This is a genomic window from Desertihabitans brevis, assembly GCF_003327535.1.
Classification (GTDB): domain Bacteria; phylum Actinomycetota; class Actinomycetes; order Propionibacteriales; family Propionibacteriaceae; genus Desertihabitans; species Desertihabitans brevis.
Window position 1 is genome coordinate 172,178 of sequence record NZ_QOUI01000005.1, and the last position, 26,983, is coordinate 199,160.

Annotated in this window: 25 protein-coding genes and 4 tRNA genes; 21 read left to right on the forward strand and 8 right to left on the reverse strand. The window is 72.8% G+C overall.

The features are described from left to right. Positions 1-44 precede the first annotated feature (44 nt). Positions 45-2,006 carry a M13 family metallopeptidase gene (locus DT076_RS09595; RefSeq protein ID WP_114126589.1) on the reverse strand — a complete coding sequence of 654 codons (1,962 nt, stop codon included), beginning with the start codon at positions 2,004-2,006 and terminating at the stop codon, positions 45-47. Between the two features lie 129 nt (positions 2,007-2,135). Here DT076_RS09595 and DT076_RS09600 point away from each other — a divergent pair, with 129 nt between their 5' ends. The 3 genes from DT076_RS09600 to DT076_RS09610 all read left to right on the forward strand — a co-directional run bounded on the left by DT076_RS09600 (position 2,136) and on the right by DT076_RS09610 (position 6,923). Further along, positions 2,136-3,278, forward strand: coding sequence for an epoxide hydrolase family protein (locus DT076_RS09600; RefSeq protein WP_114126453.1), 1,143 nt, complete (start codon positions 2,136-2,138; stop codon positions 3,276-3,278). A gap of 185 nt (positions 3,279-3,463) precedes the next feature. Next, positions 3,464-5,935, forward strand: coding sequence for a phosphoketolase family protein (locus DT076_RS09605; protein ID WP_114126590.1), 2,472 nt, complete (start codon positions 3,464-3,466; stop codon positions 5,933-5,935). A gap of 100 nt (positions 5,936-6,035) precedes the next feature. Next, complete coding sequence (locus tag DT076_RS09610; RefSeq protein WP_199539089.1) at positions 6,036-6,923, forward strand: SMP-30/gluconolactonase/LRE family protein; 888 nt, start codon at positions 6,036-6,038, stop codon at positions 6,921-6,923. 25 nt (positions 6,924-6,948) lie between these two features. Here DT076_RS09610 and DT076_RS09615 read toward each other — a convergent pair whose 3' ends face one another. Next, positions 6,949-8,028 carry a 2-oxoacid:ferredoxin oxidoreductase subunit beta gene (locus tag DT076_RS09615; RefSeq protein WP_114126454.1) on the reverse strand — a complete coding sequence of 360 codons (1,080 nt, stop codon included), beginning with the start codon at positions 8,026-8,028 and terminating at the stop codon, positions 6,949-6,951. Next, positions 8,025-10,052, reverse strand: coding sequence for a 2-oxoacid:acceptor oxidoreductase subunit alpha (locus tag DT076_RS09620; RefSeq protein WP_114126455.1), 2,028 nt, complete (start codon positions 10,050-10,052; stop codon positions 8,025-8,027). The genes DT076_RS09615 and DT076_RS09620 overlap by 4 nt, the downstream gene beginning before the upstream one ends. A 295-nt stretch (positions 10,053-10,347) precedes the next feature. Here DT076_RS09620 and mptB point away from each other — a divergent pair, with 295 nt between their 5' ends. After that, positions 10,348-12,009 (forward strand): polyprenol phosphomannose-dependent alpha 1,6 mannosyltransferase MptB, encoded by a 1,662-nt coding sequence (gene mptB, locus DT076_RS09625; protein ID WP_114126456.1) that lies wholly within the window; start codon positions 10,348-10,350, stop codon positions 12,007-12,009. Here mptB and DT076_RS09630 read toward each other — a convergent pair. The 4 genes from DT076_RS09630 to DT076_RS09645 all read right to left on the reverse strand — a co-directional run bounded on the left by DT076_RS09630 (position 11,999) and on the right by DT076_RS09645 (position 14,806). After that, a complete protein-coding gene (locus DT076_RS09630) occupies positions 11,999-12,415 on the reverse strand; it encodes a hypothetical protein (RefSeq protein ID WP_114126457.1) in 417 nt (138 codons plus the stop codon). The genes mptB and DT076_RS09630 overlap by 11 nt on opposite strands. Then, complete coding sequence (locus DT076_RS09635) at positions 12,408-12,782, reverse strand: hypothetical protein (RefSeq protein ID WP_114126458.1); 375 nt, start codon at positions 12,780-12,782, stop codon at positions 12,408-12,410. The genes DT076_RS09630 and DT076_RS09635 overlap by 8 nt, the downstream gene beginning before the upstream one ends. A gap of 137 nt (positions 12,783-12,919) precedes the next feature. Further along, on the reverse strand, positions 12,920-13,942 hold the full coding sequence (locus DT076_RS09640) for an enoyl-CoA hydratase/isomerase family protein (protein ID WP_114126459.1): 1,023 nt from the start codon (positions 13,940-13,942) through the stop codon (positions 12,920-12,922). A 24-nt stretch (positions 13,943-13,966) separates the two neighbouring features. After that, on the reverse strand, positions 13,967-14,806 hold the full coding sequence (locus DT076_RS09645; RefSeq protein ID WP_114126592.1) for an exodeoxyribonuclease III: 840 nt from the start codon (positions 14,804-14,806) through the stop codon (positions 13,967-13,969). A 62-nt stretch (positions 14,807-14,868) separates the two neighbouring features. Here DT076_RS09645 and DT076_RS09650 point away from each other — a divergent pair, with 62 nt between their 5' ends. Then, positions 14,869-15,789 carry an aminoglycoside phosphotransferase family protein gene (locus DT076_RS09650; protein ID WP_233493835.1) on the forward strand — a complete coding sequence of 307 codons (921 nt, stop codon included), beginning with the start codon at positions 14,869-14,871 and terminating at the stop codon, positions 15,787-15,789. 44 nt (positions 15,790-15,833) lie between these two features. Continuing rightward, positions 15,834-16,304: a hypothetical protein gene (locus DT076_RS19390; protein WP_158548100.1), complete on the forward strand. Its 471-nt coding sequence runs from the start codon at positions 15,834-15,836 to the stop codon at positions 16,302-16,304. 19 nt (positions 16,305-16,323) lie between these two features. Here DT076_RS19390 and DT076_RS09660 read toward each other — a convergent pair whose 3' ends face one another. Then, positions 16,324-16,815 carry a YajQ family cyclic di-GMP-binding protein gene (locus DT076_RS09660; RefSeq protein ID WP_114126461.1) on the reverse strand — a complete coding sequence of 164 codons (492 nt, stop codon included), beginning with the start codon at positions 16,813-16,815 and terminating at the stop codon, positions 16,324-16,326. Positions 16,816-16,960: 145 nt separating this feature from the next. On the opposite strand from DT076_RS09660, the gene DT076_RS09665 reads away from it, so the two are divergent. The 15 genes from DT076_RS09665 (at position 16,961) to rplJ (ending at position 26,970) form a co-directional block, all read left to right on the forward strand. Continuing rightward, positions 16,961-17,042: transfer RNA gene (locus DT076_RS09665), tRNA-Tyr, on the forward strand. A gap of 98 nt (positions 17,043-17,140) precedes the next feature. Next, a tRNA-Thr gene (locus DT076_RS09670) sits at positions 17,141-17,213 on the forward strand. A 30-nt stretch (positions 17,214-17,243) separates the two neighbouring features. Then, positions 17,244-17,317 (forward strand) — tRNA-Met (locus DT076_RS09675). Positions 17,318-17,410: 93 nt separating this feature from the next. Next, a complete protein-coding gene (gene rpmG / locus DT076_RS09680) occupies positions 17,411-17,578 on the forward strand; it encodes a 50S ribosomal protein L33 (protein WP_114126462.1) in 168 nt (55 codons plus the stop codon). A 140-nt stretch (positions 17,579-17,718) separates the two neighbouring features. Next, entirely contained in the window at positions 17,719-18,156 is a 438-nt protein-coding gene (locus DT076_RS09685) for an FAS1-like dehydratase domain-containing protein (protein WP_114126463.1), read from the forward strand. Beyond that, positions 18,153-18,581, forward strand: a complete 429-nt coding sequence (locus DT076_RS09690) for a MaoC/PaaZ C-terminal domain-containing protein (RefSeq protein WP_114126464.1) — start codon at positions 18,153-18,155, stop codon at positions 18,579-18,581. Before DT076_RS09685 ends, DT076_RS09690 begins: the two co-directional genes overlap by 4 nt. Then, positions 18,574-19,656, forward strand: coding sequence for a UDP-N-acetylmuramate dehydrogenase (locus DT076_RS09695; RefSeq protein ID WP_114126465.1), 1,083 nt, complete (start codon positions 18,574-18,576; stop codon positions 19,654-19,656). Before DT076_RS09690 ends, DT076_RS09695 begins: the two co-directional genes overlap by 8 nt. A gap of 29 nt (positions 19,657-19,685) precedes the next feature. Next, the gene (gene treZ, locus DT076_RS09700) at positions 19,686-21,461 is read left to right on the forward strand and encodes a malto-oligosyltrehalose trehalohydrolase (RefSeq protein ID WP_114126466.1); all 1,776 of its coding nucleotides are present in this window, start codon (positions 19,686-19,688) and stop codon (positions 21,459-21,461) included. A gap of 157 nt (positions 21,462-21,618) precedes the next feature. Next, the gene (locus DT076_RS09705; protein WP_407642715.1) at positions 21,619-22,902 is read left to right on the forward strand and encodes an aminotransferase class I/II-fold pyridoxal phosphate-dependent enzyme; all 1,284 of its coding nucleotides are present in this window, start codon (positions 21,619-21,621) and stop codon (positions 22,900-22,902) included. A gap of 104 nt (positions 22,903-23,006) precedes the next feature. Continuing rightward, positions 23,007-23,079 (forward strand) — tRNA-Trp (locus DT076_RS09710). Between the two features lie 150 nt (positions 23,080-23,229). After that, positions 23,230-23,775, forward strand: a complete 546-nt coding sequence (gene secE / locus DT076_RS19955; RefSeq protein WP_233493836.1) for a preprotein translocase subunit SecE — start codon at positions 23,230-23,232, stop codon at positions 23,773-23,775. 26 nt (positions 23,776-23,801) lie between these two features. Beyond that, positions 23,802-24,659 carry a transcription termination/antitermination protein NusG gene (gene nusG / locus DT076_RS09720; RefSeq protein WP_114126594.1) on the forward strand — a complete coding sequence of 286 codons (858 nt, stop codon included), beginning with the start codon at positions 23,802-23,804 and terminating at the stop codon, positions 24,657-24,659. Positions 24,660-24,746: 87 nt separating this feature from the next. Beyond that, positions 24,747-25,178 (forward strand): 50S ribosomal protein L11, encoded by a 432-nt coding sequence (gene rplK, locus DT076_RS09725; RefSeq protein WP_114126468.1) that lies wholly within the window; start codon positions 24,747-24,749, stop codon positions 25,176-25,178. A 102-nt stretch (positions 25,179-25,280) separates the two neighbouring features. Then, positions 25,281-25,982, forward strand: coding sequence for a 50S ribosomal protein L1 (gene rplA / locus DT076_RS09730; protein ID WP_114126469.1), 702 nt, complete (start codon positions 25,281-25,283; stop codon positions 25,980-25,982). A 331-nt stretch (positions 25,983-26,313) separates the two neighbouring features. Further along, on the forward strand, positions 26,314-26,970 hold the full coding sequence (gene rplJ, locus DT076_RS09735; RefSeq protein WP_114126470.1) for a 50S ribosomal protein L10: 657 nt from the start codon (positions 26,314-26,316) through the stop codon (positions 26,968-26,970). The last annotated feature ends 13 nt before the right edge of the window (positions 26,971-26,983 follow it).

A 26,983-nucleotide genomic window follows, 5' to 3' on the forward strand; every position in this document is an offset into this window, starting at 1 on the left:
GGACGGGCGCGTCCCCGGCCAGCCCGGGGACGCGCCCGCACGGGTCACCAGATGGAGACGCGCTCCGACTCCGGCAGCCACAGGGCGTCACCCTCGGTGACGCCGAAGGCGGTGTAGAAGTCGTCGATGTTGCGCACGATCTGGTTGCAGCGGAACTCGTTGGGCGAGTGCGGGTCGGTGGCGATCCGCTGCCGCACCGCCTCCGGGCGCAGCTTGGACTGCCAGATGGTCGCCCAGGACAGGAACAGCCGCTGCTCACCGGTGTAGCCGTCGATCGGCTCGTCGGCGCCCTTGGCCTCCTGGGCGATCCGCCACGCCTTGAGCGCGATCGACAGCCCGCCGAGGTCGCCGATGTTCTCCCCGATGGTGAGCGCCCCGTTGACCTTGAGCTCGGGGGCGCCCTCGGGCGAGAGCTGGCCGTACTGCTCGATCAGCGACCTCGTCCGGGCCTCGAAGGCCTGCCGGTCCTCCGCGGTCCACCAGTCGCGCAGCCGGCCCTCGCCGTCGCAGGTGGAGCCCTGGTCGTCGAAGCCGTGCCCGATCTCGTGGCCGATCACCGCGCCGATGCCGCCGTAGTTGACCGCGTCGTCAGCGGCCTCGTCGAAGAACGGCGGCTGCAGGATCGCCGCGGGGAAGACGATCTCGTTGCGCAGCGGGTGGTAGTAGGCGTTGACCGTCTGCGGGGTCATGAACCACTCGTGCGCCTCGATCGGCTGGTCGATCTTGCCGAGCTGGAAGTCCAGGTCGAAGGCGACCGAGCGCAGCACGTTGCCGATCAGGTCGTCGGCCCTGATCTCGAGCGCGGCGTAGCTGCGCCACTTGTCGGGGAAGCCGATCTTGGGCGTGAAGTTCGCCAGCTTGGTCAGCGCCTCGGCCTTGGTGGCCTCGGTCATCCAGTCCAGGTCGGTGATCGAGCGGCGGTAGGCCTCGATGAGGTTGGCCACCAGCTCGTCCATCCGCTCCTTGGCGACGGGGGAGAAGTGGCGCTCGACGTAGATCTTGCCGACCGCCTCGCCGAGCACGCCCTCGACCAGGTCGACCCCGCGCTTCCACCGCTCCTTGAGCACCGGCGTCCCCGACAGCACGGTGCCGTAGAAGCCGAACCGCTCGTCGACGAAGTCGCTGCTGAGGTAGGGCGAGCGGCCGGTGACGACCTTCCAGCGCGCCCAGGCCAGCCAGGAGTCCAGCCGCTCCTCGGTGACCAGGGCGGCCACCTCGGTGAAGAAGGACGGCTGGCAGTCGATGACGTCGGTGGCCGAGGCCGGGACGCCGACCTCGCCGAACAGCTCGACCAGCCCCAGCGCGGGGGAGGCGGCGGCGAAGTCGGCGATCGTCCTCGGGTTGTACATCTGCCGCATGTCGCGGGTGCGCACCTTGTCCCAGTGGGAGGCCGCGATCTCGGTCTCCAGGGCGAACACCAGCTCGGCCTGCGCCTCCGCGTCGGCCACCCCGGCCAGCGCCAGCGACCGGGCCACGTGACCGCGGTAGGCGGTGCGGATCTCGGCGTGGGACTCCTCGCGGTAGTAGGCCTCGTCCGGCAGCCCCAGCCCGCCCTGCGCGGCGAAGAGCACGTAGCGCTGCGGGTTGCCGGGGTCGGCGTCGACGTCCAGCCCGACCAGGGACGGCAGCCCGCGCCGGGTCAGCCAGCCCAGCAGGGCCGGCAGCCCGTCGGTGCTGGTGACGGCGTCGACCCGGGCCAGCTCGTCGGCGAGCGGAGCGGCGCCGGCGGCCTCGATCGTCTCGGTGTCCATGAAGGAGGTGTAGAGGTCGGCGATCCGCGCGGCGTCGGTGCCCGGCTCGGGGTCGGCCTCGCTGCTCAGCCCGGTGATGATGTCGCGGACGGCCTCCTCGGCGGCGTCGCGCAGCAGCAGGAACGCGCCGGTGCCCGGCTTGTCCTCCGGGATCTCGGCGGTCGCCAGCCAGCGTCCGTTGACGTGGCGGTAGAGGTCGTCCTGCACCCGGGTGGCCGGGTCGAAGGAGGACGGGTCGAGGGACTGCGGTGTCATCACGTCGGTCACCCACGCGACCCTACTCGGCCGTCCGGACGCCGGTTCGCCCGTGTTCGCCACAGCGGACAGCATCTGGCCGGAAGCAGGAGCACGCTGGTCCCAGACGCACCGACCTGAGGAGTTCCCGTGCAGCCCTTCCAGCTCGCCATCGACCCCGCCGACATCGACGACCTGCGCCAGCGCCTGTCCCGCACCCGCTGGCCCGAACAGCTCCCCGGCACGACCGGCTGGGCCAAGGGGGTGCCGGTCGCCGAGGCCCGCGCCTGGGCCGCCGACCTCGCCGGCTTCGACTGGCGGGCCCTGCAGGACGAGCTCAACGCCCTGCCGCAGTGGACCACCGAGGTCGACGGCGCGACCCTCCACCTCGTCCACGCCCGCTCCACCCGCGAGGACGCCGTCCCCCTGCTCCTGCTGCACGGCTGGCCCGGCACCGTGGTCGAGCTCATCGACCTGGTCGGCCCGCTGACGGAGCCGGAGAGCCCGGACGACCCCGCCTTCCACGTCGTCATCCCCTCCCACCCCGGCGTCGGGCTGTCGGGGCGGACGGCGGAGCCCGGCTGGGGCGTCCCCCGCACCGCCCGGGCCTACGCCACCCTGATGGCCGAGCTGGGCTACGGCTCCTACGTGGTGCAGGGCGGCGACCACGGTGCCGTCCTCGCCCCGCACGTCGGCCGAGTCGACGCCGAGCACGTCCGTGGGATCCACGTCAACGCCGCCACCATCGGGTTCATGCCGATGGGGGAGGTGGACGAGGACACCGCGGCGACGCTCAGCCCGCTGGAGCAGCAGCGCCTGGGCCGGATCGCGGAGTTCATGAGCGACGGCAGCGGCTACAACACCATCCAGGCCACCCGTCCGCAGACCATCGGCTACGGGCTGGAGGACTCCCCGGTGGCACTGCTCACCTGGATCGTGGAGAAGGTGCAGGCCTGGACCCACGACCAGACCCGGCTCGCCGACCCGCACTACCGCACCCGCCACCTGGCCGACGTCCTCATCTACTGGCTGACCCGCACCGCCACCTCGGCCGCCGACAACGTCTACGCCAGCTACGGCGACCTCTTCGCCGACCCCGCCGCCGGTGCGGTCTCCGGCGTGCCGACGGCAGTCGTCGCCTACGCCGAGGACGTCTCCATCCGGCGGTTCGCCGAGCAGGCCCACCGCATCGTGCGCTGGACCGACGTCGACCACGGCGGCCACTTCGCCGCCCTGGAGCAGCCCGAGCACCTGGTCGCCGACCTGCGCGCCTTCGTCCGCGAGCTGTCCTAGCCGGCCGACCCGCCGGCCCGCGTGCCGCCTCCCGTGGCCGCCCGCGGGACCGGTGGGTCGCGACGCCGAGGCGTCACCGGCCCGTCCGCCGACGTCCATCCCCGGGCCACCCGCCGGCCGGCCGTGGTGCGGAACCGTGGACAGTGGGTACCGGCCGGTCGACGACCACCGAGCAGGAGGCGCAGATGGACGAGCAGTCGACGGTGTGGCAGCACACGGAGATCAGCGACCTCGACACGGCGGCGGTCGCGGGGGTCGACGCCTGGTGGCGGGCGGCCAACTACCTCTCGGTCGGGCAGATCTACCTGCTCGACAACCCGCTGCTGCGGCGCGAGCTGACGCGCGAGGACGTCAAACCGCGGCTGCTGGGCCACTGGGGCACCACCCCGGGGCTCAACTTCCTCTACGCCCACCTCAACCGGGCGATCACCGAGCGGGCCACCCAGGCGATGTACATCACCGGGCCCGGGCACGGCGGACCGGGACTGGTCGCCAACTCCTACCTCGAGGGCACCTACACCGAGACCTACCCCGACATCAGCGGTGACGAGGAGGGGCTGCGCAAGCTGTTCCGCCAGTTCTCCTTCCCCGGCGGCATCCCCAGCCACGTGGCGCCGGAGACGCCCGGCTCGATCCACGAGGGCGGTGAGCTGGGCTACGCGCTGTCCCACGCCTACGGCGCCGCCTTCGACAACCCCGACCTGCTGGTCGCCACCGTGGTCGGCGACGGCGAGGCCGAGACGGGGCCGCTGGCCACCGGCTGGCACGGCAACAAGTTCCTCAACCCCGCCACCGACGGCGTCGTGCTGCCGATCCTGCACCTCAACGGCTACAAGATCGCCAACCCCACCGTGCTCGCCCGCATCCCCGAGGACGAGCTGGTCGCGCTGATGCGCGGCTACGGTTACACCCCGCACCTGTTCACCGGCGGCTTCGACGACGAGCCGGTCGAGGAGGTCCACCGCCGCTTCGCCCGGGTGCTGGACGAGGTGCTCAACGAGATCGCCGAGATCAAGGCCGCCGCCGCGCGGGGACGCACCGAGCGCCCGGCCTGGCCGATGATCGTCTTCCGCACCCCCAAGGGCTGGACCTGCCCCGACACCATCGACGGGCGCCGCACCGAGGACTCCTGGCGGGCCCACCAGGTGCCGCTGGCCAGCGCCCGCGACACCCCCGAGCACCTCACCGTGCTGCGCCGCTGGATGGAGTCCTACCGGCCCGAGGAGCTCTTCGACGAGGGCGGCTCGCTGCGCCCGGAGGTGGCCGCGCTGGCCCCCGACGGCGACCTGCGGATGAGCGCCAGCCCGCACACCAACGGCGGGCTGCTGCTGCGCGACCTGCGGATGCCCGACTTCCGCGACTTCGCCGTCGACGTGCCCACCCCGGGCGGCGCCATCGGCGAGCCGACCAAGGTGCTGGGGCAGTGGCTGGCCGAGGTGGTCCGCCGCAACCCGGACAACTTCCGCGTCTTCGGGCCGGACGAGACGGCGTCCAACCGGCTGCAGGCGGTCTACGAGGCCACCGACAAGCAGTGGAACGCCGGCTACCTGCCCACCGACGCCGAGGACGACCACCTGGCCCCGTCCGGCCGGGTGATGGAGGTGCTCAGCGAGCACCAGTGCCAGGGGTGGCTGGAGGGCTACCTGCTCACCGGCCGGCACGGGGTGTTCTCCTGCTACGAGGCGTTCATCCACATCGTCGACTCGATGTTCAACCAGCACGCGAAGTGGCTGGACTCCTGCAACGACATCGCCTGGCGTCAGCCGGTGGCCAGCCTCAACTACCTGCTGTCCTCCCACGTCTGGCGCCAGGACCACAACGGCTTCAGCCACCAGGACCCGGGCTTCCTCGACCACGTGCTCAACAAGAAGGCCGAGATCGTCCGGGTGTACCTGCCGCCGGACACCAACACGCTGCTGTCGACCTACGACCACTGCCTGCGCTCGCGCAACTACGTCAACGTGGTGGTGGCCGGCAAGCAGCCGGGACCGCAGCTGCTGACGATGGACCAGGCGATCGCGCACTGCACCCGCGGGCTGGGCATCTGGGAGTGGGCGGGCACCGAGGTGGCCGGCGAGGACCCCGACGTGGTGCTGGCCTGCGCCGGTGACATCCCCACCCTGGAGGTGCTGGCCGCCGCGGACCTGCTGCGCCAGCACCTGCCGCAGCTCCGGGTGCGGGTGGTCAACGTGGTCGACCTGATGCGGCTGCAGGACGAGAAGGAGCACCCGCACGGGCTGTCCGACCGCGACTTCGACACCATCTTCACCACCACCGCACCAGTGGTGTTCGCCTTCCACGGCTACCCCTGGCTGATCCACCGGCTCACCTACCGCCGGCACGCCCATCCGAACCTGCACGTGCGCGGGTACAAGGAGGAGGGCACCACCACCACGCCGTTCGACATGGTGATGCTCAACGACCTCGACCGCTACCACCTGGTGATGGACGTCATCGACCGCGTCCCGGGTCTCGGCTCGCGGGCGGCCGGGCTGCGCCAGCAGATGGCCGACGCCCGCCTCGCCGCCCGCCGCTGGACCCGCGAGCACGGCGACGACATCCCCGCCGTCCGCGACTGGGTGTGGCCGGACGCCGGCGACGCCCTCGACACCTCCGGCCAGCAGGGCACGGTCTCCACCGGCGGCGACAACGAGTAGCCGGTCTGGTGGACCGCCCCGCTGCGACATCGCAGCGGGGTGTGCCACCTCGTGGGCCGGGCGGCCCTCGCGCGCCGGCACGGGACGGTACGGTCGTGCCGTGGTCGACGACGCGCACGCCCTGTCCGGTCTGGTGGTGGACGAGCCGAGGCAGATCGCCTCGGGCGGCACCTGGTACGAGGGGCCGGCCTGGCTGCCCGACGGCTCCCTGGTGTGGAGCGACGTGGTGGGCAACCGGTTGCTGCGCTGGTCCGGCGGCGACGGGCCCGACACCGGCTTCAGCGCCGGTGTCACGGTCGACATGGAGCCCTCGCACCACCAGAACGGGCACACCCTCGACCGCGACGGCCGACTCGTCGCGGCCAGCCACGGCGAGCGGGCGGTGGTCCGTCGCGAGGCCGACGGCTCGTGGACGCGGCTGGTCGAGCGCTGGCAGGGCCGGCGGTTCAACTCACCCAACGACGTGGTGGTGGCCCGCGACGGCGCCGTCTGGTTCACCGACCCCCGCTACGGGCTGGACAAGCCCGAGGAGGGCTACGGCGGCGAGGCCGAGATCGACGGGTGCCACGTCTACCGGCTCGACCCGGGCGGCGACGTCGAGCAGGTGACGCCGGCGATGCCCGGCCCCAACGGGCTCGCGTTCAGCCCCGACGAGACGGTGCTCTACGTCGTCGACTCCGCCGAGGGTCTGCTTCGGCACTTCCCGGTGCACGGCACCGGCCTCGGCCGGGGCACGGTGGTCGCCGGGCACCCCAACCCCGACGGTCTGCGGGTGGACGCCGACGGCCGGGTCTGGTGCTCGGCCGCCGACGGCGTCCGGGTGTACCAGCCGGGGGAGGGCACGGCCCCGCTGACCCTGCTCGGCACCGTCCCCACCCCGCAGCGCGCGGCCAACCTCGCCTTCGGCGGCCCGGACGGCCGCACCCTCGCCATCACCGCCACCGACGCCGTCTGGCTGGTGCAGACCACCGTCCGCGGCGCCGTCTGACCCCGGGAACAGATTAGCCGGAGCCTCAGCGGACCTGCCAGGTGTCGCTGCCGGCGATGAGGTCCTGCAGCGCGTCGTCACCGACGCCACCCTCCTGGGCCAGCCGGACCTGCTCGCGGGCGAGGTCGTCGTAGGCCGGGCGCTCGACGTCGCGGAAGATGCCGATCGGGGAGCGCTGCAGCACCCCGGCGTCGGTCAGCCGGGAGAGCCCGAAGGCGTAGGTCGGGTCGGTGCGGTGGGCGTCGTGCACCACCAGCGCGTCCTCGCCGACCTCGGCCACCTCCCGCACGGCCAGCTCACCGGTGGCGGCGTCACGGACGACCCCGAGCCGGCCCCCGGCGCCGAAACGGATCGGCTCGCCGTGGCGCAGCGGGATGATCGACTCCACCGCGGAGTCCTTGTCCTTCACCGCCTCGAAGGCGCCGTCGTTGAAGATCGGGCAGTTCTGGTAGATCTCCACGAACGAGGAGCCGCGGTGGTCGGCCGCCGCCCTGAGCACCTCGGTCAGGTGCTGGCGGTCGGAGTCGATGGTGCGGGCCACGAACGAGGCCTCCGCGCCGAGCGCCAACGAGACCGGGTTGAACGGGCTGTCCAGCGAGCCCATCGGCGTCGACTTGGTGACCTTGCCGATCTCCGACGTCGGCGAGTACTGGCCCTTGGTCAGCCCGTAGATCCGGTTGTTGAACAGCAGGATCGTGAAGTTGACGTTGCGGCGCAGCGCGTGGATCAGGTGGTTGCCGCCGATCGACAGCGCGTCGCCGTCACCGGTCACCACCCACACGCCCACGTCGGGACGGCTGGTCGCCACCCCGGTGGCGATCGCCGGTGCCCGGCCGTGGATGGAGTGCATGCCGTAGGAGTCGACGTAGTAGGGGAAGCGGGAGGAGCAGCCGATCCCGGAGACGATCACGGTGTTCTCGCGCTTGATGCCGAGTTCGGGCATCAGGCCCTGGAAGGCCGACAGCACGGCGTAGTCGCCGCAGCCGGGGCACCAGCGGACCTCCTGGTCGCTGGTGAAGTCCTTGCGGTTGAGCGGCTCGATGGCGAGCGGGACGCCGGACAGGCCCTTGTAGAGGGGACGGGTGCTCGGATCGGTGGTGGTCATCGGGTCTCCTCGGAAGAGGTGCCGTTCGAGGGTGGGATGGGGACGCTGCGCTGGGTGCTGTCGAGGTCGAAGTGCTGCTCGCCGACGAACTGGCGCACCTCGTCGGTGCGCAGCGCCGCCAGCTCGGCCGCGATCTCCGCGGCGCTGCGGCCCTCCTCCTCGTCGACCACGGTGATGAGGTCGCGGGCCAGCTCCGACAGCGAGATCGGCAGGCCCCGCACCCGGGAGTAGGACTCGACGTCGACCAGGTACTTCGCCCGCAGCAGCAGGGCGAGCTGGCCGGAGTTCATCTCCGGGACGATGACGCGGCGGTAGCGGCGCAGCACCTCGCCCAGGTTGGCCGGGAACGGGTTGAGGTGGCGCAGGTGGGTCTGGGCCACCTGGTGGCCCTCGTTGCGCACCCGGCGGACGGCGGCGGTGATCGGGCCGTAGGAGGAGCCCCAGCCGAGCACCAGCACCTTCGCCCCGCGACCGTCCTCCACGCCCGGGTCGTCGACCACCAGGTCGGGGATGTCGCGGACGACGCCGTCGACCTTGGCCTGGCGGGTGCGGATCATCTCCTCGTGGTTGGCCGGGTCGTAGGACACGTTGCCGGTGTCCTTGGCCTTCTCGATGCCGCCGATCCGGTGCTCCAGACCCGGCGTGCCCGGGACGGCCCACGGCCGGGCCAGGGTCTCCTCGTCGCGGCGGTAGGGGTGGAAGACCGCGTTGCCCTTGGCGTCGGTGGCGTTCGGCTCGGTGGCGAAGGCGGGGTCGATGGGCGGGATGTCGGCCAGCTCGGGCAGCCGCCACGGCTCGGCGCCGTTGGCCAGGTAGCCGTCGGAGAGCATCATCACCGGCGTCCGGTACTTCACCGCGATCCGCACCGCCTCGATGGCGGTGTCGAAGCAGTCGGCGGGGGACTGGGCGGCCAGCACCGGGATCGGTGCCTCGCCGTTGCGGCCGAACATCACCTGCAGCAGATCGGCCTGCTCGGTCTTGGTCGGCATGCCGGTGCTCGGGCCAGCGCGCTGGACGTCGACGACCACCAGCGGCAGCTCGGTCATCACCCCCAGACCGATGGTCTCGGCCTTGAGCGCGATCCCGGGGCCGGACGACGTCGTGACACCCAGGTGGCCGGCGAAGGAGGCGCCCAGGGCGGCGCCGACGGCGGCGATCTCGTCCTCGGCCTGGAAGGTGGTGACGCCGTGGCGCTTGTGCTTGCTCAGCTCGTGCAGCACGTCGGAGGCCGGCGTGATCGGGTAGGCGCCGAGGAACATCGGCAGCCCGGCCTTGTGCGCGCCGGTGATGAGGCCGTACGCCGTGGCGAGGTTGCCCGAGATCTGGCGGTAGCGCCCGGCCGGCATCGGGGCCGGGGAGACCTCGTAGCGGACGGCGAACGTCTCGGTGGTCTCACCGAAGGCGTGCCCGGCCTTGAACGCGGTGATGTTGGCGTCGCGGATGTCGGGCTTGCGGGCGAACTTCTGGGTGAGGAAGGACAGCGTCCCCTCGGTGGGGCGGTGGTAGAGCCACGACACCAGACCGAGGGCGAACATGTTCTTGGCCCGCGAGGCGTCCTTGCGGCTCAGCCCGAAGTCCTTCACCGCGGCCACGGTCATGCCGGTGAGGTCGAGGGCGTGCAGCTGGTAGTCGGCCAGGCTGCCGTCGGTCAGCGGGTCGGCGGCGTAGCCCACCTTGGTGAGGTTCCGCTTGGTGAACTCCGCGCTGTCGGCGATGATCACCGCGCCGCGCGGGAGGTCGGCCACGTTGGCCTTGAGCGCGGCCGGGTTCATCGCCACCAGGACGTCCGGACGGTCGCCGGGGGTCATGATGTCGTAGTTGGCGAAGTGGATCTGGAAGCTGGAGACGCCGGGCAGGGTGCCCTGGGGTGCCCGGATCTCGGCCGGGAAGTTCGGCAGCGTGGAGATGTCGTTGCCGAAGGCTGCGGAGTCCGAGGTGAAACGGTCCCCGGTGAGCTGCATGCCGTCGCCGGAGTCCCCGGCGAAGCGGATCACCACGCGGTCGAGTGTCTGCACTGCTGGCACGGAGAACTAGCCCCTCTGGATCGGTCCGGCCCCGCACCGACGTCGGCGAGACCGGATTGCACTGTACGCGCCTTGCGTAATTCCCCTGGACAGCGTCCACACCCACCGAGCTATTCCGCCGCGGTCGGCGGCACGGCGTGATCCGCGCCACCACGCCCGGGTCGCGGAGCACCGTTCGCGTACGCTGGGCCCGCACGCGCTCGACCCCGCCTCCGGACGTCCGGGGCCCGAGCCGGCGCTGCCGCCCGCGGCCGTGTCCGGCGGGTCGCTGCCGCCGGACGACGTGAGGAGGACCGTGAGCCAGGGAGTACTGCCACCGGCGAGCCCGGCCACGCAGCCGACCCCGTCGCGGCCCCGCCCCGCCCGGACCGCGCTGGCCGGGGTCCGCCCCGCGCTCGCGGGTGCCTGGGCCGTCGCGGCCGTCCGGCGCGGTCTGCTCGGCGTGGTGCTCATCACCGTCGGCTCGCTCACCCCCGGCTACCTCCCCGAGGCCAACCCGGTGCACGCGGTGCCGGGCGTCTCCCTCCTGCAGACCGGGCTGGGCGCCACCCTGGGCACGGCGGTGCTGCTGCTCGGCGTCGGGCTGCTGATCGACGCCTGGGTGGCGCTGCGTCCCTCCCGCGCGGTCGGGCTCAGCCTGCCGGCGGTGCTCGCCATCTGGAGCGTCCCGTTCCTGCTGGCCCCGCCGGTGTTCTCCGCCGACGCCTACGCCTACGCGGCCGAGGGCTGGCTGATGCACCACGGCCTCAACCCCTACGACGTCGGGGTGGGCTCGCTGCCCGGCCCCTTCGCCGACCAGACGGTGATGGTGTGGCGCTGGACGCCCGCCCCCTACGGGCCGCTCGACCTGGTGCTCAACCACGCCGTCGTCGACCTGTTCGGCGGCCACGCCTACTGGGCCGTGGTGGGCATGCGGCTGCCGGTGGTGGTCGCCGTGGCGATCATGGCGGTGCTGCTGCCCCGGCTGGCCGACCGGACCGGCGTGGACCGCCAGCTGGTGCTCTGGCTGGCCCTGGTCAACCCGCTGACCTTCGTGCACCTGGTGGGCGGGGCCCACAACGACGCGCTGATGATGGCGCTGGTGGTGATCGGCCTCTGGCTCGCCCTGCAGGGTCGCCTGCTGCTGGCGGTCCTGGCCGTCGCCGCCGCGGCCGCGATCAAGGTGCCGGCGATCCTCGCGGTGCTGGCCGTCGCCGTCCTCGCCGACCCGGTGCTCACCCGCGCGAACGCGCTGTCGCTGGAGCGGTACCGCCCCGGCCGCGGGCTGGTCGACACCCGTGCGCGGGTGCTGCGCACCATCCGGCGGGGGGTGGTGGCCTCGGTGCTGGTGATCGCGGCGTTCCTGCTCATCAACCTGGCCACCGGGCTCGGCTTCGGCTGGATCCCCGGTATGAACGTGCCCGGCATGGTGAAGACGATGTCGCCCTCGACGATGCTCGGCGAGCTGTTCTCCCAGCTGTTCTACGCCCTCGGGCTGTACGACCTGTCCTGGACGTCGGTGCGCGTGGTGCGCACGCTGTTCATGGTCGGCGCGGTGGTGCTGATCGGCTGGCTGGCGCTGACCGTGGCGCACCGGCGTCCGCTGACCTCGCTGGCCTGGTCCTTCCTCGCGGTGGCGCTCTGCGGACCGGTGCTGCACGGCTGGTACCTGTCCTGGGGCGGTGTGCTGCTCGGGCTGAGCCGCCCGAGCCGGGTCATGGTGCGCGCGGCGGTCTGGGTCTCCAGCGGGCTGCTCGTCTACATCGCGGTGAACCTGGCGTGGAAGAACGACGCCACCGTGCTCGGCGCGGTCGCGGCCGGGCTGATCGCCTGGCGGCTGTGGGAGCTGGACCGCACCTTCGCCGCGGAGTTCCCCGGCGAGCCCGGCTGGCGGCTGCTGGTGCCGCGGCCCAGCGACGTCGTCCGGCTGGACCCGCTCGGGGTGACCTCGGTCCGCCGGTCCTCGCTCAGCCGCTGACGCCCGGGCGGGTGCGGCGCAGCCACCCCAGCCCCAGCACCGGCAGCAGCACCGGGATGAACAGGTAGCCCTGGCCGAAGTGCGACCACACGGTGGGCTCGGGGAACCAGGCCGGCGCGGCCAGGCTGAGCCCGCCGACCACCAGCACCCCGGCCAGCTCCAGCGCGCACGAGAAGGCGGCCAGCCGACGGGAGGTGCGGTCGCCGAGGGCGAGCGCGGTGGTGGCCACCAGGTAGAAGACGGCCGCCACCGCCGACAGCACGAAGGCGACCGGGGCGACCTCGAAGCGGTCGATGATCTGCACCACCGAGCGGGCCGTGGCGGCCAGCGCGAACACCCCGTACACGGCGACGAGCACCCGTCCCCAGCCGGTCCGGGTGCGGCGGGCGTCGGCGTCCTCAGCCACCGGCGTACACCTGGTGCATCCGCAGCACCATCGCCGGCACGGTGACGCAGGCGACCACCAGCACCCCCGCACCGCCCCGGCTGCGGTCGGCCAGCGCCCAGAAGGTGCCGACCGGCAGGATGAGCAGCACCCCGACCAGGTACACCCCGAAGGTCAGCAGGTTCGGGATCTGCTGCTGGGCGCCCAGCACGAAGCCGAGCACCGCCTGCACGACCAGTCCGAGCTCGACCAGCGCGAGCACCCCGAGCAGCACCTGGTCGCCGCGGCGGGTCAGCAGCAGCGGCTGGCGGGTGACGATCTTGACCACCGCCCACACCACCACCACCAGGCACAACCCCGTCAGGGCGAGCGAGAGACCGAGGACCACGACGCCGGAGCCTACCGACCACCCGTCCTCGGCCCCTGAGAACGTGTATGTCATCGCGGTCACGTCCGGCGCGCCGCGGCGTGTCCCGCTGCGCGGAGCCGTCGACGCACACGATCCCAGGGCGGCGCCCACCGCCCTCAGTCCAGGACCGCGGCCACCTCGGTCGGGTCGACGTCCTCCAGCCGCGCGTGCGTCCAGCGCGGCGTGCGGTCCTTGTCCACCAGCTGGGCCCGCACGCCCTCGGCGAAGTCGGGGTGCGCGGCGAGCCGGGGGGCGAGCCGGCGGTCCTGCTCGAGCACGTCGGCCAGCGAGGTCATCGTCTCCGCCCGGCGCAGCGCGGCCAGGGTGACCGCCACCGCGAACGGGCTCCGCGCCCGGATGTCGGCCGCGGCGGCCCGGGCCACCGGGTCGTCGGCGGCCTCGAGCCGCTGGACCACCGCCACCGGGTCGTCCCCGGCGAAGAACGGGTCCAGCCCATCGGTCAGCCAGGCGCTGGTGACCTCCTCGCGGCCGGCCCCGAGGCCCGAGACGTCCCCGCCGGCTGCGAGCCGGTCGACCACCTCGGGCAGCTGGCCGGCGCCGAGCAGCCGGTCGGCCAGCCCGAGCGCGACGGCGTCCGCCCCGCCGACGGTGCCGCCGGTGAGCGCCATCCTGGTGCCGCGCTGCCCGGGCGCGCGCGAGAGCCACCACAGCGCGCCCACGTCGGGGAAGAACCCGATGATCGTCTCCGGCATCGCCAGCCGGGTGCGCCCGGTCACGCACCGCACGGCCGCGTGCACCGACAGCCCGACCCCGCCGCCCATGACGATGCCGTCCATCCAGGCCACCACCGGCACCGGTGCGTCCGCCACGGCGGCATCGGTCGCGTACTCCTCGGCGAAGAACTCCACACCGGCGCCGGTCCCGGCCAGCACCGACTCCCGCACCGCGCGGACGTCCCCGCCGGCGCACAGCCCGCGCTCCCCGGCCCCGTCCAGCAGCACCGCGCCCGCGCCGGCCTCGGCGTGCTCGTGCAGCGCCCGGCGCACCGCCACCACCATGGGGGTGGTGAGCGCGTTGATCGACTGCGGACGGTTGAGCCGGATCCGCCCCAGCGCGCCGGTGCGTGCGGTCAGCACGTCGGCGGTGGTCGGGGTGGGCTGCCAGGCGTCCTCGCGCATGGGGCCGACGCTAGCCGCCGCGGGTCAGCCGCGGGCGTAGTCGGCCAGCACGGGGGAGTGGTCGCTCATCCGCGAGGCGTAGTCGGGCTCGCGGTCGGTGCCGGCCCGCAGCGCCCGCGCGGCCAGACCCGGGGAGGCCAGCTGGTAGTCGATCCGCCAGCCGGCGTCGCGGTCGAAGGCGCTGCCCCGCCAGGTCCACCACGAGTTGGGGCCCTGCTCGTCGGGATGGAGCCGGCGCACCACGTCCACCAGCCGCCGCGGCGAGAGCAGCCGGTCGAACCACTCCCGCTCCACCGGTAGGAACCCCGAGGAGCGGGCGTTGGCCTTGGGGTTGGACAGGTCGGCGGCGGTGTGGGCGATGTTGAAGTCGCCCATCACGAGGAACTCCCGGCCGGCCCGCGCGGCCGCCCGTCGCGAGTCGGTGAGCTGGCGGGCCAGGGAGGCCATGAACCGCAGCTTGCGCCGGTGCCGGGCCCCGGCGGCACCGCCGCCGTCCACCGACCTGCCGGCGACCGCGTCGGCGTGCGGCCGGTCGCCCTTGGGCAGGTAGAGCGAGGCGACGGTGAGGCCGGCCCCGTCGAGGTCGACCTCGAGGTAGCGGCCCTCGCGGGCGAAGGCGGTGTGCCCGATCCCGGTGCGCACCGCGCTCGGCCGCTCCCGGGTCAGCAGGGCCACCCCGTTCCGCCCGGCCAGTGACCCGGCGTCCAGGCTGAGGTGCCAGCCCGGCAGCGGGGGCACCAGCTCGGGCGGGCAGCGCACCTCCTGCAGGCCGATGACGTCCGGGGCGCGCAGCTCGAGCCAGCGGTCCAGGCCGCGACGGACGGCGGCCCGGATCCCGTTGACGTTGAGGCTGGCGACCCGCAGGGTGCGCGGGTCCGGGGTGGGGAAGGACGTCACGGGGGAGCACCCTGCCAGAATCGGTGCCCGTGACCCTCCCGCTGCCACCCGCCCTGGACCGCCGGCGCCAGGGCGCCCCGGAGTGGATCGACTGGCTCGACCGGCTGCCCGCCCTGCGCGACCAGGTGCTGGCGGAGTGGCAGCTCGGCGTCGACGGCGAGCAGATCCCCGGGTCGGCGGCCCTGGTGGTGCCGGTGCGGGACGCCGAGGGGCAGCCCGCCGTCCTCAAGCTGGCCTTCGACGGGGCGCCGGAGCTCGAGCACGAGGCACTGGCCCTGCAGCACTGGCACGGCGACGGGACGGTGCGGCTGCTGCGGGCCGACCCGCGCCGGCGCGCCCTGCTGCTGGAACGGCTGGGGCAGGACGACCTCACCGACCTGTGGGACCTGGAGGCCTGCGAGATCGTCGCCGGCTTCTACCGGCGGCTGCACCGCCCGGCGATGCCGCAGCTGCGCACCCTGACGTCCTTCGTCGACGGCTGGCTGGACGACCTGGCCGCCCTCGGCCGCGAGCTGCCGGTGCCGCCGAGGCTGGTCGAGCAGGCCCTGCACCTGGGCCGGGCCCTGGTCGGCGACCCGGCCAGCACCGGTGTGGTCATCCACGGCGACCTGCACTACGCCAACGTGCTGGCCGCCGAGCGGGAGCCCTGGCTGGTGATCGACCCCCAACCCATGGCCGGCGACCCGCACTGGGAGCCGGCGCCCCTGCTGACCGACCGCTGGGAGGAGATGGTCGGCGACCTCCGCGCCGGGATCCGGCGCCGTTTCCACACCGTCGTCGACGTCGCCGAGCTGGACGAGGCCCGCGCCCGGGACTGGACGGTGGTCCGGATGGTGGTGGACGCCTCGTGGGCCGCGCTGGACGCCCGACGCGCCGGCCGCGGGCTGAACGGTGACGAGCGCGACCGGATCACCCGCTGCGTCGCGGTGGCCAAGGCCGTGCAGGACTGAGCCACCGCCCCGGAGGTGAGCCCGGGCGTCCCTACCCTGACCCGGTGATCATCTGGCGTGGGTGGGGAGTCGCGACGTTGCTGGCGCTGCTGGGCATCCCGGCGGGGCTCGGTCTGTGGTCGGCGCTCGGGCTGGGTGACGCCGTGCTGCCGGCCTTCGTCGGGGCCGGGCTCGCGCTCGGATCGGTCGGCACCTTCTTCCTCGGCCGCTGGCTCAACGAGCTGCGCCCGCAGGCCCGGCTGGAAGGGTGGAGCCGACGGCGCCGCGCCGAGCTCGACCAGCACGTCTCCGCCGGCACCTTCCACCTCGGGACGGGTCATCCCGCGCCGCGCTCGCTGGCTGAGGCCCGCGCGCAGGCCGAGGCGCTGCTGCAGGCCGAGCTGGCCGCGGTCGGCACGGCCGGCCGCAACGCCCACACCTTCTTCTTCGTCCCGATGCAGTACGCGGCCGTGGCGCTCGGCGTGGTCGGGCTGGGGATGCTGGTCTACGGCGCGGTCAGCGGCGCCGTCGGCTGACCGGCACCGGAACCGGGGCTCAGCGGTAGTTGGTGAACTGCACCGCGAAGTCGTAGTCCTGCTCGCGGATCAGCCGCTGGACGGTCTGCAGGTCGTCGCGGGACTTGCTGGAGATCCGCAGCTCGTCGCCCTGGATCTGGGTCTTGACACCCTTGGGGCCCTCGTCGCGGATCAGATTGCTGACCTTCTTCGCGTTCTCCTGGCTGATGCCCTCCTGGGTGCGGGCGGTGATCTTCCACAGCTTGCCCGACTGGCGCGGGTCGCCGGCCTCGAGCGCCTTGAGGTCGACCTTGCGCCGGGCGAGCTTGGACCGGAAGACGTCGAGCACCGCCTTCACCCGCTCCTCGCTGACCGCCTGCATCTCCACCGCCTCACCGGACCACTCGATCCGGGCCTCGGTGCCCTTGAAGTCGAACCGCTGCGCGACCTCCTTGGCGGCCTGGTTGAGCGCGTTGTCGACCTCCTGGCGGTCGACCTTGCTGACCACGTCGAACGAGCTGTCCGATGCCATCGCCGGGCCTCCTCCTCGTCTTCGGCCGCACCCGTGGGTGCGGCGGGTGTCTGCATGGTGGCGCGGGCGGGGCCGCCGCGTCGACCTCGATTGGTCTGCGCCCCCGGTTCCGTTGTACCCTTCCTGACCGCCGAGAGATCGGCACGGCAGGTTGCCCGAGCGGCCAAAGGGAGCGGTCTGTAAAACCGTCGGCTTCGCCTACGTTGGTTCGAATCCAACACCTGCCACGCACGACCTCCCGGGGCACACCGACGCGGTGCCCCGGACGGCGGAGGAGCCAGTTTGGTGAAGCCGCCGGGGAGTGTGTACTGTTGCGCGTCGGCTGGCCCCTATAGCTCAGTAGGCAGAGCGTCTCCATGGTAAGGAGAAGGTCTGCGGTTCGATTCCGCATGGGGGCTCTGGAGCCCGCGGGGTACCCTGCGTGCTGCGGCGGGGTAGCTCAGTTGGTGAGAGCGCACGACTCATAATCGTGAGGTCGCGGGTTCGAATCCCGCTCCCGCTACCCACACCAGCGCGCGGTCGAGCACCGCACCACGTGGGATCCACGCACGACCCGACCAGGCCGCCCCCGGGCGGCGAGGGAGATTGAGGAATCATGGCGAAGGCATCGGACGTCCGTCCCAAGATCACGCTGGCGTGCACCGAGTGCAAGGACCGGAACTACATCACCAAGAAGAACCGGCGCAACGACCCGGATCGTCTGGAGCTGAAGAAGTTCTGCCCGAAGTGCCACACGCACACCGCGCACCGCGAGACCCGCTGAGCCCAGGCCCAGCGCCCGCGTCCGAGCCGCTCACCCTCCGGGGTGGGCGGCTCGTGCCGTTCCCGGGCTGGTCCTCCCGCCCGCGGAGGGCCCTGCGGAAGGTGTGCCGGCGGTCGGGCCCGGCTCCTAGACTGCGGCCCATGTCGATCAGCCCCGACCACGTCGGACGCCGCTACCCGCCGACCGACGTCTACGTCGTGAGCCAGGCCAAGGTGGGCGAGTTCGCCCGGGCCCTGGGCGACGACCACCCCGCCTACCGGGGGCCGCGGGCGTGCGCGCCGCCGACCTTCCCGATCGTGGTGGCCGCGCAGGCGTGGGAGCAGATGTTCCACGACCCCGATCTCGGGCTGGCCCTGGAGCGGGTGGTGCACGGCGAGCAGTCCTTCGAGAGCCGGCGGGCCCTGATGGTCGGCGACGAGGTGACGGCCACCCTGACCATCGAGAGGGTCCGCACCCGCGGCAGCGCCGACTGGATCACCTCGGTCGCCGAGATCGGCACCCTGGAGGGCGAGGACGTCAGCCGGGTGCGGGCGACCTTCGTGCACTCCCACCCGCACCAGGAGGAGGAGAGCCGGTGAGCGCCGCAGCGACCGTCACCGCCGAGCAGGCCGGGGCCGGCACCGAGCTGCCGGCCACCACCGTGCACCTCACCCGGGCCGACCTGATCCGCTACGCCGGGGCGTCGGGCGACTTCAACCCGATCCACTGGTCGGACCGCTTCGCCACCGCGATCGGCATGCCCGGCGTGGTCGCCCACGGCATGCTCACCATGGCGCTGGCCGTGAAGGCGGTCACCGACTGGGTCGGCGACCCGTCCACCGTCCGGGTCTGCAGCACCCGCTTCACCCGGCCCGTCGTGGTCGACGAGCTGGACGGCGCCGACGTCACCTTCACCGGCAGCGTGAGCGCGGTGGAGGGCACCCGGCTCACCGTCACGGTCCAGGCGGTCTGCGAGGACGTCAAGGTGCTCGGTCCGACCCGGGTCGAGGTCGACCTTGGCTGAGCCGGCGCCCTCCGCGGCCGTCGAGGTCGAGCCCGCCGGGGGTGAGCTGATCGCCGCCTGGACGACGCTCCGTCTCGGCGGCCCCGCCCGTCGCTCGGTGGTGGCCAGCACTGCCGAGGAGCTGGTCGAGCTGGTCGCCGACTGCGACGCCCGCGGCGAGCCGGTGCTCGTCCTCGGCGGCGGGTCCAACGTCGTGGTCGCCGACGAGGGCTTCGACGGCACCGTGGTGCGGGTGGCCAGCCGCGGCGTCGACGTGGACGCCTCCGACTGCGCCGGTGCCACCCTGGTGGTCGCCGCGGGGGAGCCGTGGGACGCGCTGGTGGCGCGCACGGTCACCGAGGAGATGGTCGGGCTGGAGGCGCTCTCGGGCATCCCGGGGCTGACCGGGGCCTGCCCGATCCAGAACGTCGGCGCGTACGGGGCCGATGTCAGCCAGAGCATCGCCACCGTACGCACCTACGACCGGGTCGAGCGCCGGATGCGCACCTTCCCCGGCGCCGACTGCGGGTTCGGGTACCGGACGTCGCGGTTCAAGGCAGAGCCGGGCCGCTACCTCGTCCTCGAGGTCACCTTCCACCTCCGGCTGGGGACCCTCGGCGCGCCGGTGCGCTATGCCGAGCTGGCCCGCCGGCTGGGGGTCGACCTGGGGGAGCGGGCCCCGGCCGCCGACGTCCGCGAGGCCGTGCTGGCACTGCGGGCCGGCAAGGGCATGGTGCTGGACGCCGACGACCACGACACCTGGAGCGCCGGCTCGTTCTTCACCAACCCGGTGCTGGAGGCGGAGGTGGCCGAGCGGCTCCCCGACGGGGCGCCCCGCTTCGCCCAGCCCGACGGCCGGGTGAAGACCAGCGCCGCGTGGCTGATCGACTCCGCCGGGTTCGGCCGCGGCTGGGGCACGCCGCCGGCCACCCTGTCCACCAAGCACGCGCTCGCGCTGACCAACCGGGGCGGCGCCACCACCGCCCAGCTGCTCGAGCTGGCAGCCCGTGTCCGGGCCGGGGTGCACGAGACGTACGGTGTCGTCCTGGAGCCCGAGCCGGTGCTGGTCGGGTGCGTCCTGCCGCCGGTCGCCTGACCGCCGGCCGCCCGACCCGAGGAGTTCCCGTGGCCGTCCCCGCCAGCCGCTTCGACCTGTGGGCTCCCCGGCCGGAGCGGGTCACCCTGCTCGCCGACGGCCAGCGGGTGCCGATGACCCGCGAGGAGGACGGCTGGTGGCGTCCCACCGAGCTGCCCGCCGAGCTGGCCACCGGTGAGGTCGACTACGGCTACCTCCTCGACGACGGTCCCGACCCGCGGCCCGACCCGCGCTCGCGGCGCCAGCCCGAGGGCGTGCACGGGCTCTCGCGCACCTTCGACCCCGACGCCCACGTCTGGGGCGACGGGCTGTGGCGGGGACGCCCGCTGGCCGGCGGCACGATCTACGAGCTGCACCTGGGCACCTTCACCCCCGAGGGCACCCTGGCGGCCGCGGAGCAGAAGCTGGACCACCTGGTCGGGCTCGGGATCGACTTCGTCGAGCTGCTGCCGGTCAACGGCTTCAACGGCACCCACAACTGGGGCTACGACGGCGTGCTCTGGTACACCGTGCACGAGGCCTACGGGGGCCCGGCGGCCTACCAGCACTTCGTCGACGCCTGCCACCAGCGCGGCATCGGCGTCATCCAGGACGTCGTCTACAACCACCTCGGCCCCAGCGGGAACTACCTGCCGGAGTTCGGGCCCTACTTCAACGAGCAGGCGAACTCCACCTGGGGCACCGCGGTCAACCTGGACGGGCCGCAGTCGGACCCGGTGCGTCGCTACGTGGTCGAGAACGCGCTGATGTGGATGCGCGACATGCACGTGGACGGGCTGCGGCTGGACGCCGTGCACGCCCTGGTCGACCCGGCCCGGGCGGTCGACGTGCTGGAGGAGATGGCGGTCGAGACCGACGCGCTGAGCGCCGCGGTGGGACGTCCGCTGACGCTCATCGCGGAGTCCGACATGAACAACCCGCGGCTCATCACCCCGCGCGAGGCCGGTGGCTTCGGGCTGACCGGGCAGTGGAGCGACGACTTCCACCACGCGCTGCTGACCAACCTCAGCGGCGACACCACCGGCTGGTTCGCCGACTTCGCCGGACTGGACTCGCTGGCCACGGTGCTGACCCGCGGGTTCTTCCACGCCGGCACGTACTCCAGCTTCCGCGGCCGCACCCACGGCCGGCCCCTCGACCTGGCCCGGACGCCGGCCTGGCGGCTGGTGGTCTGCTCGGCCAACCACGACCAGATCGGCAACCGGGCCGACGGCAGCCGCCCGAGCAGCCGGCTCGACCCCGGCCAGCTCGCCATCGCGGCGGCCTTCACGGTGCTCGGCCCGAGCACACCGATGATCTTCATGGGCGAGGAGTGGGGCGCCTCCACCCCCTGGGCCTTCTTCACCTCCCACCCCGAGCACGAGCTCGGCGAGCAGGTCTCGAAGGGCCGGCTGGAGGAGTTCGCCGAGATGAGCTGGGACCCCGAGACCGTCCCCGACCCGCAGGACCCGAGCACCTTCACCAGCTCGAAGCTGGCCTGGGACGAGGCCCGGGACGGCGGGCACGCCGGGCTGCTCGCCTGGTACCGCCAGCTGCTCGCGCTGCGCCGCAGCCGCCCCGAGGTCACCGACCCGCGCTGGGACCGGACCTCCGTCCACCACGACGCCGACGCCGGCTGGCTGGTGCTCGACCGTGGCGGACGCACCGTGGTGGCCGCGAACTTCGCCGCCACCGACGTCGACGTCCCCCTCGAGCGCGCCGGGCTGACCCAGGGATTCGAGGTCGAGGGTGAACGCGGCGGCGCACAGCTCGGAGCAGACGCCCTGCACCTGCGCGGCCACTCGGTCGTCGTCCTCACCCGCTGACCCGGCCCGGACGCGCTGACCGACCGCGACGCCCTGAGCCGGTCGAAGGGCGATCACCGGACCACCGGCAGACGTGGACGCGCCGTCCCGACCCACCCGCCGTCGCTAGGCTGGCGCGCGGCCATCCGGCCGCACCCGCCGCGCACCCGTGAGGATGATGGAGATGGGCCTGGCAGAGCTCGACCCGCAGCAGCTCGACACCCTGGTGGCCGAGACCACCGGTGCCTACCGGGAGCTGCTGGAACGGAAGCTCTCCCTCGACCTCACCCGCGGCAAGCCCTCGGCGGCCCAGCTCGACCTCGCCGACGAGCTGCTGGCCCTGCCCGGCGCGGGCCGGACCCGGTCGGCCGGCGGGGTGGACGTCCGCAACTACGGCGGCCAGCAGGGGCTGCCGGAGATCCGCGAGATCTTCGGCGAGCTGCTCGGCATCGGCGTCGACCAGCTGATCGCCCAGGACAACTCCAGCCTGTCGCTGATGCACGACAGCGTGGTCTGGGCGCTGCTGCACGGCGTCCCGGGCGGGGGGCGCCCCTGGTCCGGCCAGCCGGTGAAGTTCCTCTGCCCGGTGCCCGGCTACGACCGGCACTTCTCGATCTGCGCCCACCTCGGCATCGAGATGGTCCCGGTGGAGACCGGTCCGCACGGACCCGACCCCGACGAGGTCGCCCGGCTGGTCGCCGCCGACGACACCATCAAGGGCATCTGGGTGGTGCCCACCTACGCCAACCCGAGCGGCGCGGTCTACGACGAGGCCGTCACCCGGGCCCTGGTCTCGATGCCGGCGGCCCCCGACTTCCGGATCTTCTGGGACAACGCCTACGCGCTGCACCACCTCACCGACACCGAGCACCCGCCGCTGGACGTGCTCGGGCTGGCCGCCGAGGCCGGGCACCCCGACCGCGTGCTGGTCTTCGCCTCCACGTCCAAGATCAGCTACGCCGGCTCCGGGGTCTCCTTCCTCGGCGCCAGCCCGGCCAACCTCGACTGGTTCCTCGGCCACGCCGCCAAGCGCTCGATCGGGCCCGACAAGGTCAACCACCTCCGCCACGCCCTCTACTTCGGTGACGCCGAGGGCGTGCGCCGGGTGATGCGCCGGCACCGCGAGCTGCTCGAGCCGAAGTTCGCCCTGGTGTCGGCGGTGCTGGAGCGCCGGCTCGGCGACCTCGGCATCGCCTCCTGGACGACTCCGGAGGGTGGCTACTTCGTGAGCCTGGACGTCCTCGACGGCACCGCCTCCCGGGTGGTCGAGCTGGCCGGGGCGGCGGGGATCGCGCTCACCCCGGCCGGGGCGTCCTACCCCTACGGCCGCGACCCGCGCGACCGCAACATCCGGATCGCCCCGTCCTTCCCGCCCGAGCCCGAGCTGGCGGCGGCGATGGAGGGTCTGACCACCTGCGTGGTGCTGGCCGCGCTCGAGCAGCAGGGGGCCGTCCAGCGATGAGCCGGGTCCGCGAGTTCGACTGATCGCGGATCGGTGCGTACACTCCATGTCTTGGCGATCCGCTGACTGTTCCGTCGCGCCCGCGCGTCGGGGTGGATCGTCGAAGGGCAATAGCTCAACTGGCAGAGCATCGGTCTCCAAAACCGAAGGTTGGGGGTTCAAGTCCCTCTTGCCCTGCGGAGCAGGTCGCCGTGTGGCCGTCCTGCAGCGCACCGTGCCGCGGCCGCCCCGCCGCGGACGGGATCGAGGTCGGGGCCCGCGCAGGTCGGCGACCTGGCGGGGTGCGACCGGACCGACCGAGTGGACGACAGATGGCGAGGACAGCTCGTGGCTGATGAGAAGGACGAGGACCAGACCCGCGGGTCGGATCCGTCTTCGCCGCGCGACCCCGCCGACGAGCGCGCCGACGGCGCGGGCGTCCCGGTCGAGGCCAACGCCGAGCTGAGCCCGGAGCCGGTCGGCGACGGCCAGCCCGAGCCGGTGGACGTCCCTGAGGGCGCCGAGCCCGGGAACGACCGCACGGGCGAGGAGGCGGACGCGGGCGAGGAGCCGGAGACCGCCGACGAGCCCGCCCTGGTCGGGGCCCGCGGGTCGCGGCGCCCGGTCCGGCGGACGCCGGAGGGCGGCGAGACCGAGCGCAAGGGCCGGGCCACCCGGCGGCGCGGTGACGACGAGGACGACGCCGAGCGCCGCACCGGCCCGGTCACCTTCGTCAACGAGTCGGTGGGTGAGCTGCGCAAGGTGGTCTGGCCGACCGCCGAGCAGATGCGTACCTACTTCATCGTGGTGCTGGTGTTCGTGGTCTTCATGATCGCCCTGGTCAGCCTGCTGGACCTCGCCTTCGGCACCGCCCTGCTGAGGTTGTTCAGCTGATGACGACGAACGAGTACGGAGAGAACGTGTCAGAGAACCCGTCCGGGAACGAGCAGCGCGAGGTCGAGATCGACCTCGGCGCACCGGAGCAGTCCGGTGACGAGGTCGAGGTCGACCTCGGCGACCTCGAGCCCGACGCCGGCGCCTCTGACGAGGACGAGCTCGACCTCGGCTTCGGCGACGACGAGTCCGACGAGGAGGAGGCCGGGGTCGACCTCGACTTCGACACCGAGGACGACGAGGACGAGGACACCGAGGACGAGGGTCCCGACCCCGGCGACGAGGCCGTCCGGCAGTTGCGCGCCGACCTGGAGTCCAAGTTCGGCGACTGGTACGTGGTGCACACCTACTCCGGCATGGAGAACCGCGTGCAGCAGAACCTGGAGAACCGGGTCCAGTCGCTCAACATGGAGGACTACATCTTCGAGGTGGTCGTCCCCACCGAGGAGGTCGTCGAGATCCGCAACGGCGCCAAGAAGCAGGTCCGGCGGACCGTGCTGCCCGGCTACGTGCTGGTCCGGATGGACCTGACCGACGAGTCCTGGTCCACGGTGCGGCACACCCCCTCGGTGACCGGCTTCGTCGGCCACGCCACCGCGCCGGTGCCGCTCAGCCTCGACGAGGTCGAGAAGATGCTCGCGCCCGCCGTGATCGCCGCCGCCAACGCCGCCTCCGACGCGCCGGCGAAGAAGAAGCAGAAGAAGGTCGAGGTGGCCGACTACCAGGTCGGGGACTCGGTCATGGTCACCGACGGCCCGTTCGCCGGCGTCCACGCCACCATCACCGAGATCAACGTCAACAGCCAGCGCCTCCGGGCGCTGGTGGAGATCCTCGGGCGGGACACGCCCGTGGACCTCACCTTCCCGCAGATCTCCAAGGTCTGACGAGAACCCCGCGGGGCTCCCGGTCGCCCGACCGGTCGTCCTGCGGGCCCGCACACACGAAGCACCGACGAAGCAAGGACCCGAACCATGCCTCCCAAGAAGAAAGTCGCCGCCCTCGTCAAGGTGGCCCTGAACGCCGGCTCGGCGACGCCGGCCCCGCCGGTCGGTACCGCCCTCGGTCCGCACGGCGTGAACATCATGGAGTTCTGCAAGGCCTACAACGCGGCCACCGAGTCGCAGCGTGGCCAGGTGATCCCGGTCGAGATCACCATCTACGAGGACCGCACCTTCACCTTCGTCACGAAGACCCCGCCGGCCGCGGAGCTCATCAAGAAGGCCGCCGGTCTGCAGAAGGGCTCCGGCGTGCCGCACAAGGAGAAGGTCGGCAGGCTCACCAAGGAGCAGGTGCGTGAGATCGCCAGCACCAAGCTGCCCGACCTCAACGCCAACGACGTCGACGCAGCGATGAAGATCGTCGAGGGCACCGCCCGCTCGATGGGCGTCACCGTCGAGGGCTGACCCCACCCGGGGCAGCCTCGTCGAGGCCGACACCTCGACACCCCGTGGGAGGGCCGGCGCGGCCCGCACCACACCTGGTCACAACGAAGAAGGACACCAGTCATGAAGCGCAGCAAGAGCTACACCGAGGCGGCCGCCAAGCGGGACGCCGACACCGTCTACCCCCCGAAGGAGGCCATCGGCCTCGTCAAGAGCGGGGCGAAGGCGAAGTTCGACGAGACCGTCGAGGTCGCGATCCGGCTCGGGGTCGACCCCCGCAAGGCCGACCAGATGGTCCGCGGCACCGTCAACCTCCCCAACGGCACCGGCAAGACCGCACGGGTCCTGGTCTTCGCCACCGGTGAGCGGGCCGAGGCGGCCATCGCCGCGGGGGCGGACGAGGTCGGCTCGGACGACCTGGTCGAGAAGATCCAGGGCGGCTACCTCGACTTCGACGCCGTTGTCGCCACCCCGGACATGATGGGCAAGATCGGCCGGCTCGGCCGGGTGCTCGGCCCGCGCGGCCTGATGCCGAACCCCAAGACCGGCACCGTCACCGTCGACGTCGCCAAGGCGGTCACCGACATCAAGGGCGGCAAGATCGAGTTCCGGGTCGACCGGCACGCCAACCTGCAGTTCATCGTCGGCAAGGCCTCCTTCACCGAGGAGCAGCTGCAGCAGAACTACTTCGCGGCGCTGGAGGAGGTGCTGCGGCTCAAGCCGTCCAGCTCCAAGGGCCGCTACCTGAAGAAGATCACCGTCTCCTCGACCATGGGTCCCGGCGTCCTGGTGGACGTCAACCGGCTCAAGGCCGACGCCGAGTGACCGCCGCGCCGGCCGCACCGGCCGGCGCCCAGCAGCCGCCGCAGCCCCCGACCGGATGGGTCGGGGGCTGCGGTGCGTCCGGCCGCACCGGCGCCCGCGATTTGGTGCCCGGGTCAGGGCGGGGTAGTGTGCTCGGAGCCGAAGACCGCTGGTCGACCGGGACACCGGTCCGAAGTCCTCACGGAGCCCGCGCAGGTACGTACGACAGCCCACCAGTGGTGTGCTTCGCCCCGTGCCCGCGTGCCGGGGCGTTTCTCGTTCCCGGGGCCCTTCGGTTCTCCGGTCGCCCGCGCGGCCGGGGTGGAACCTGAGGAAGTGGGAAGGGAGAACCATGGCGAGGCCTGACAAGGCAGCCAGCGTGGCCGAGCTGTCGGAGCAGTTCCGCAGCGCGGACGCGACCGTGCTGACCGAGTACCGCGGACTCTCCGTGGCGGCGCTCAAGGAGCTGCGCCGCTCGCTCGGAGACGACGCCAGCTACGCCGTGACGAAGAACACGCTGACCAAGATCGCGGCCCGCGAGGCCGGGGTGGAGGGCATCGACGACCTGCTCGTCGGCCCGACCGCGATCGCGTTCATCAAGGGTGACGTCGCCACCGTCGCCAAGAGCCTGCGTGACTTCGCCAGGGCCAACCCGCTCCTGGTGGTCAAGGGCGGTGTCATGGAAGGTCGCTTCCTCGACGCCGGCCAGGTCAACCAGCTGGCCGATCTGGAGTCGCGCGAGGTCCTCCTCGCCAAGCTCGCCGGCGGCATGCAGGGTGCCCTGCAGCAGGCCGTGTCCCTCTTCGCCGCTCCGCTCTCCCAGGCCGCTCGCGCCCTGGGTGCGCTGCAGCAGGCCGCGGAGGCGGATCCCTCGGTCATCGCCGGGGCCGGCGAGGGCCAGACCCAGGAGCCTGGGAACGACACCCCCGCTGCGGACGCCGCGGGCACCGACACGGACGCGGACGCCGCGGACACCGACACGAACGCGGCTCCCGCCGCGGGCAACTGAGAAAGGACACTGA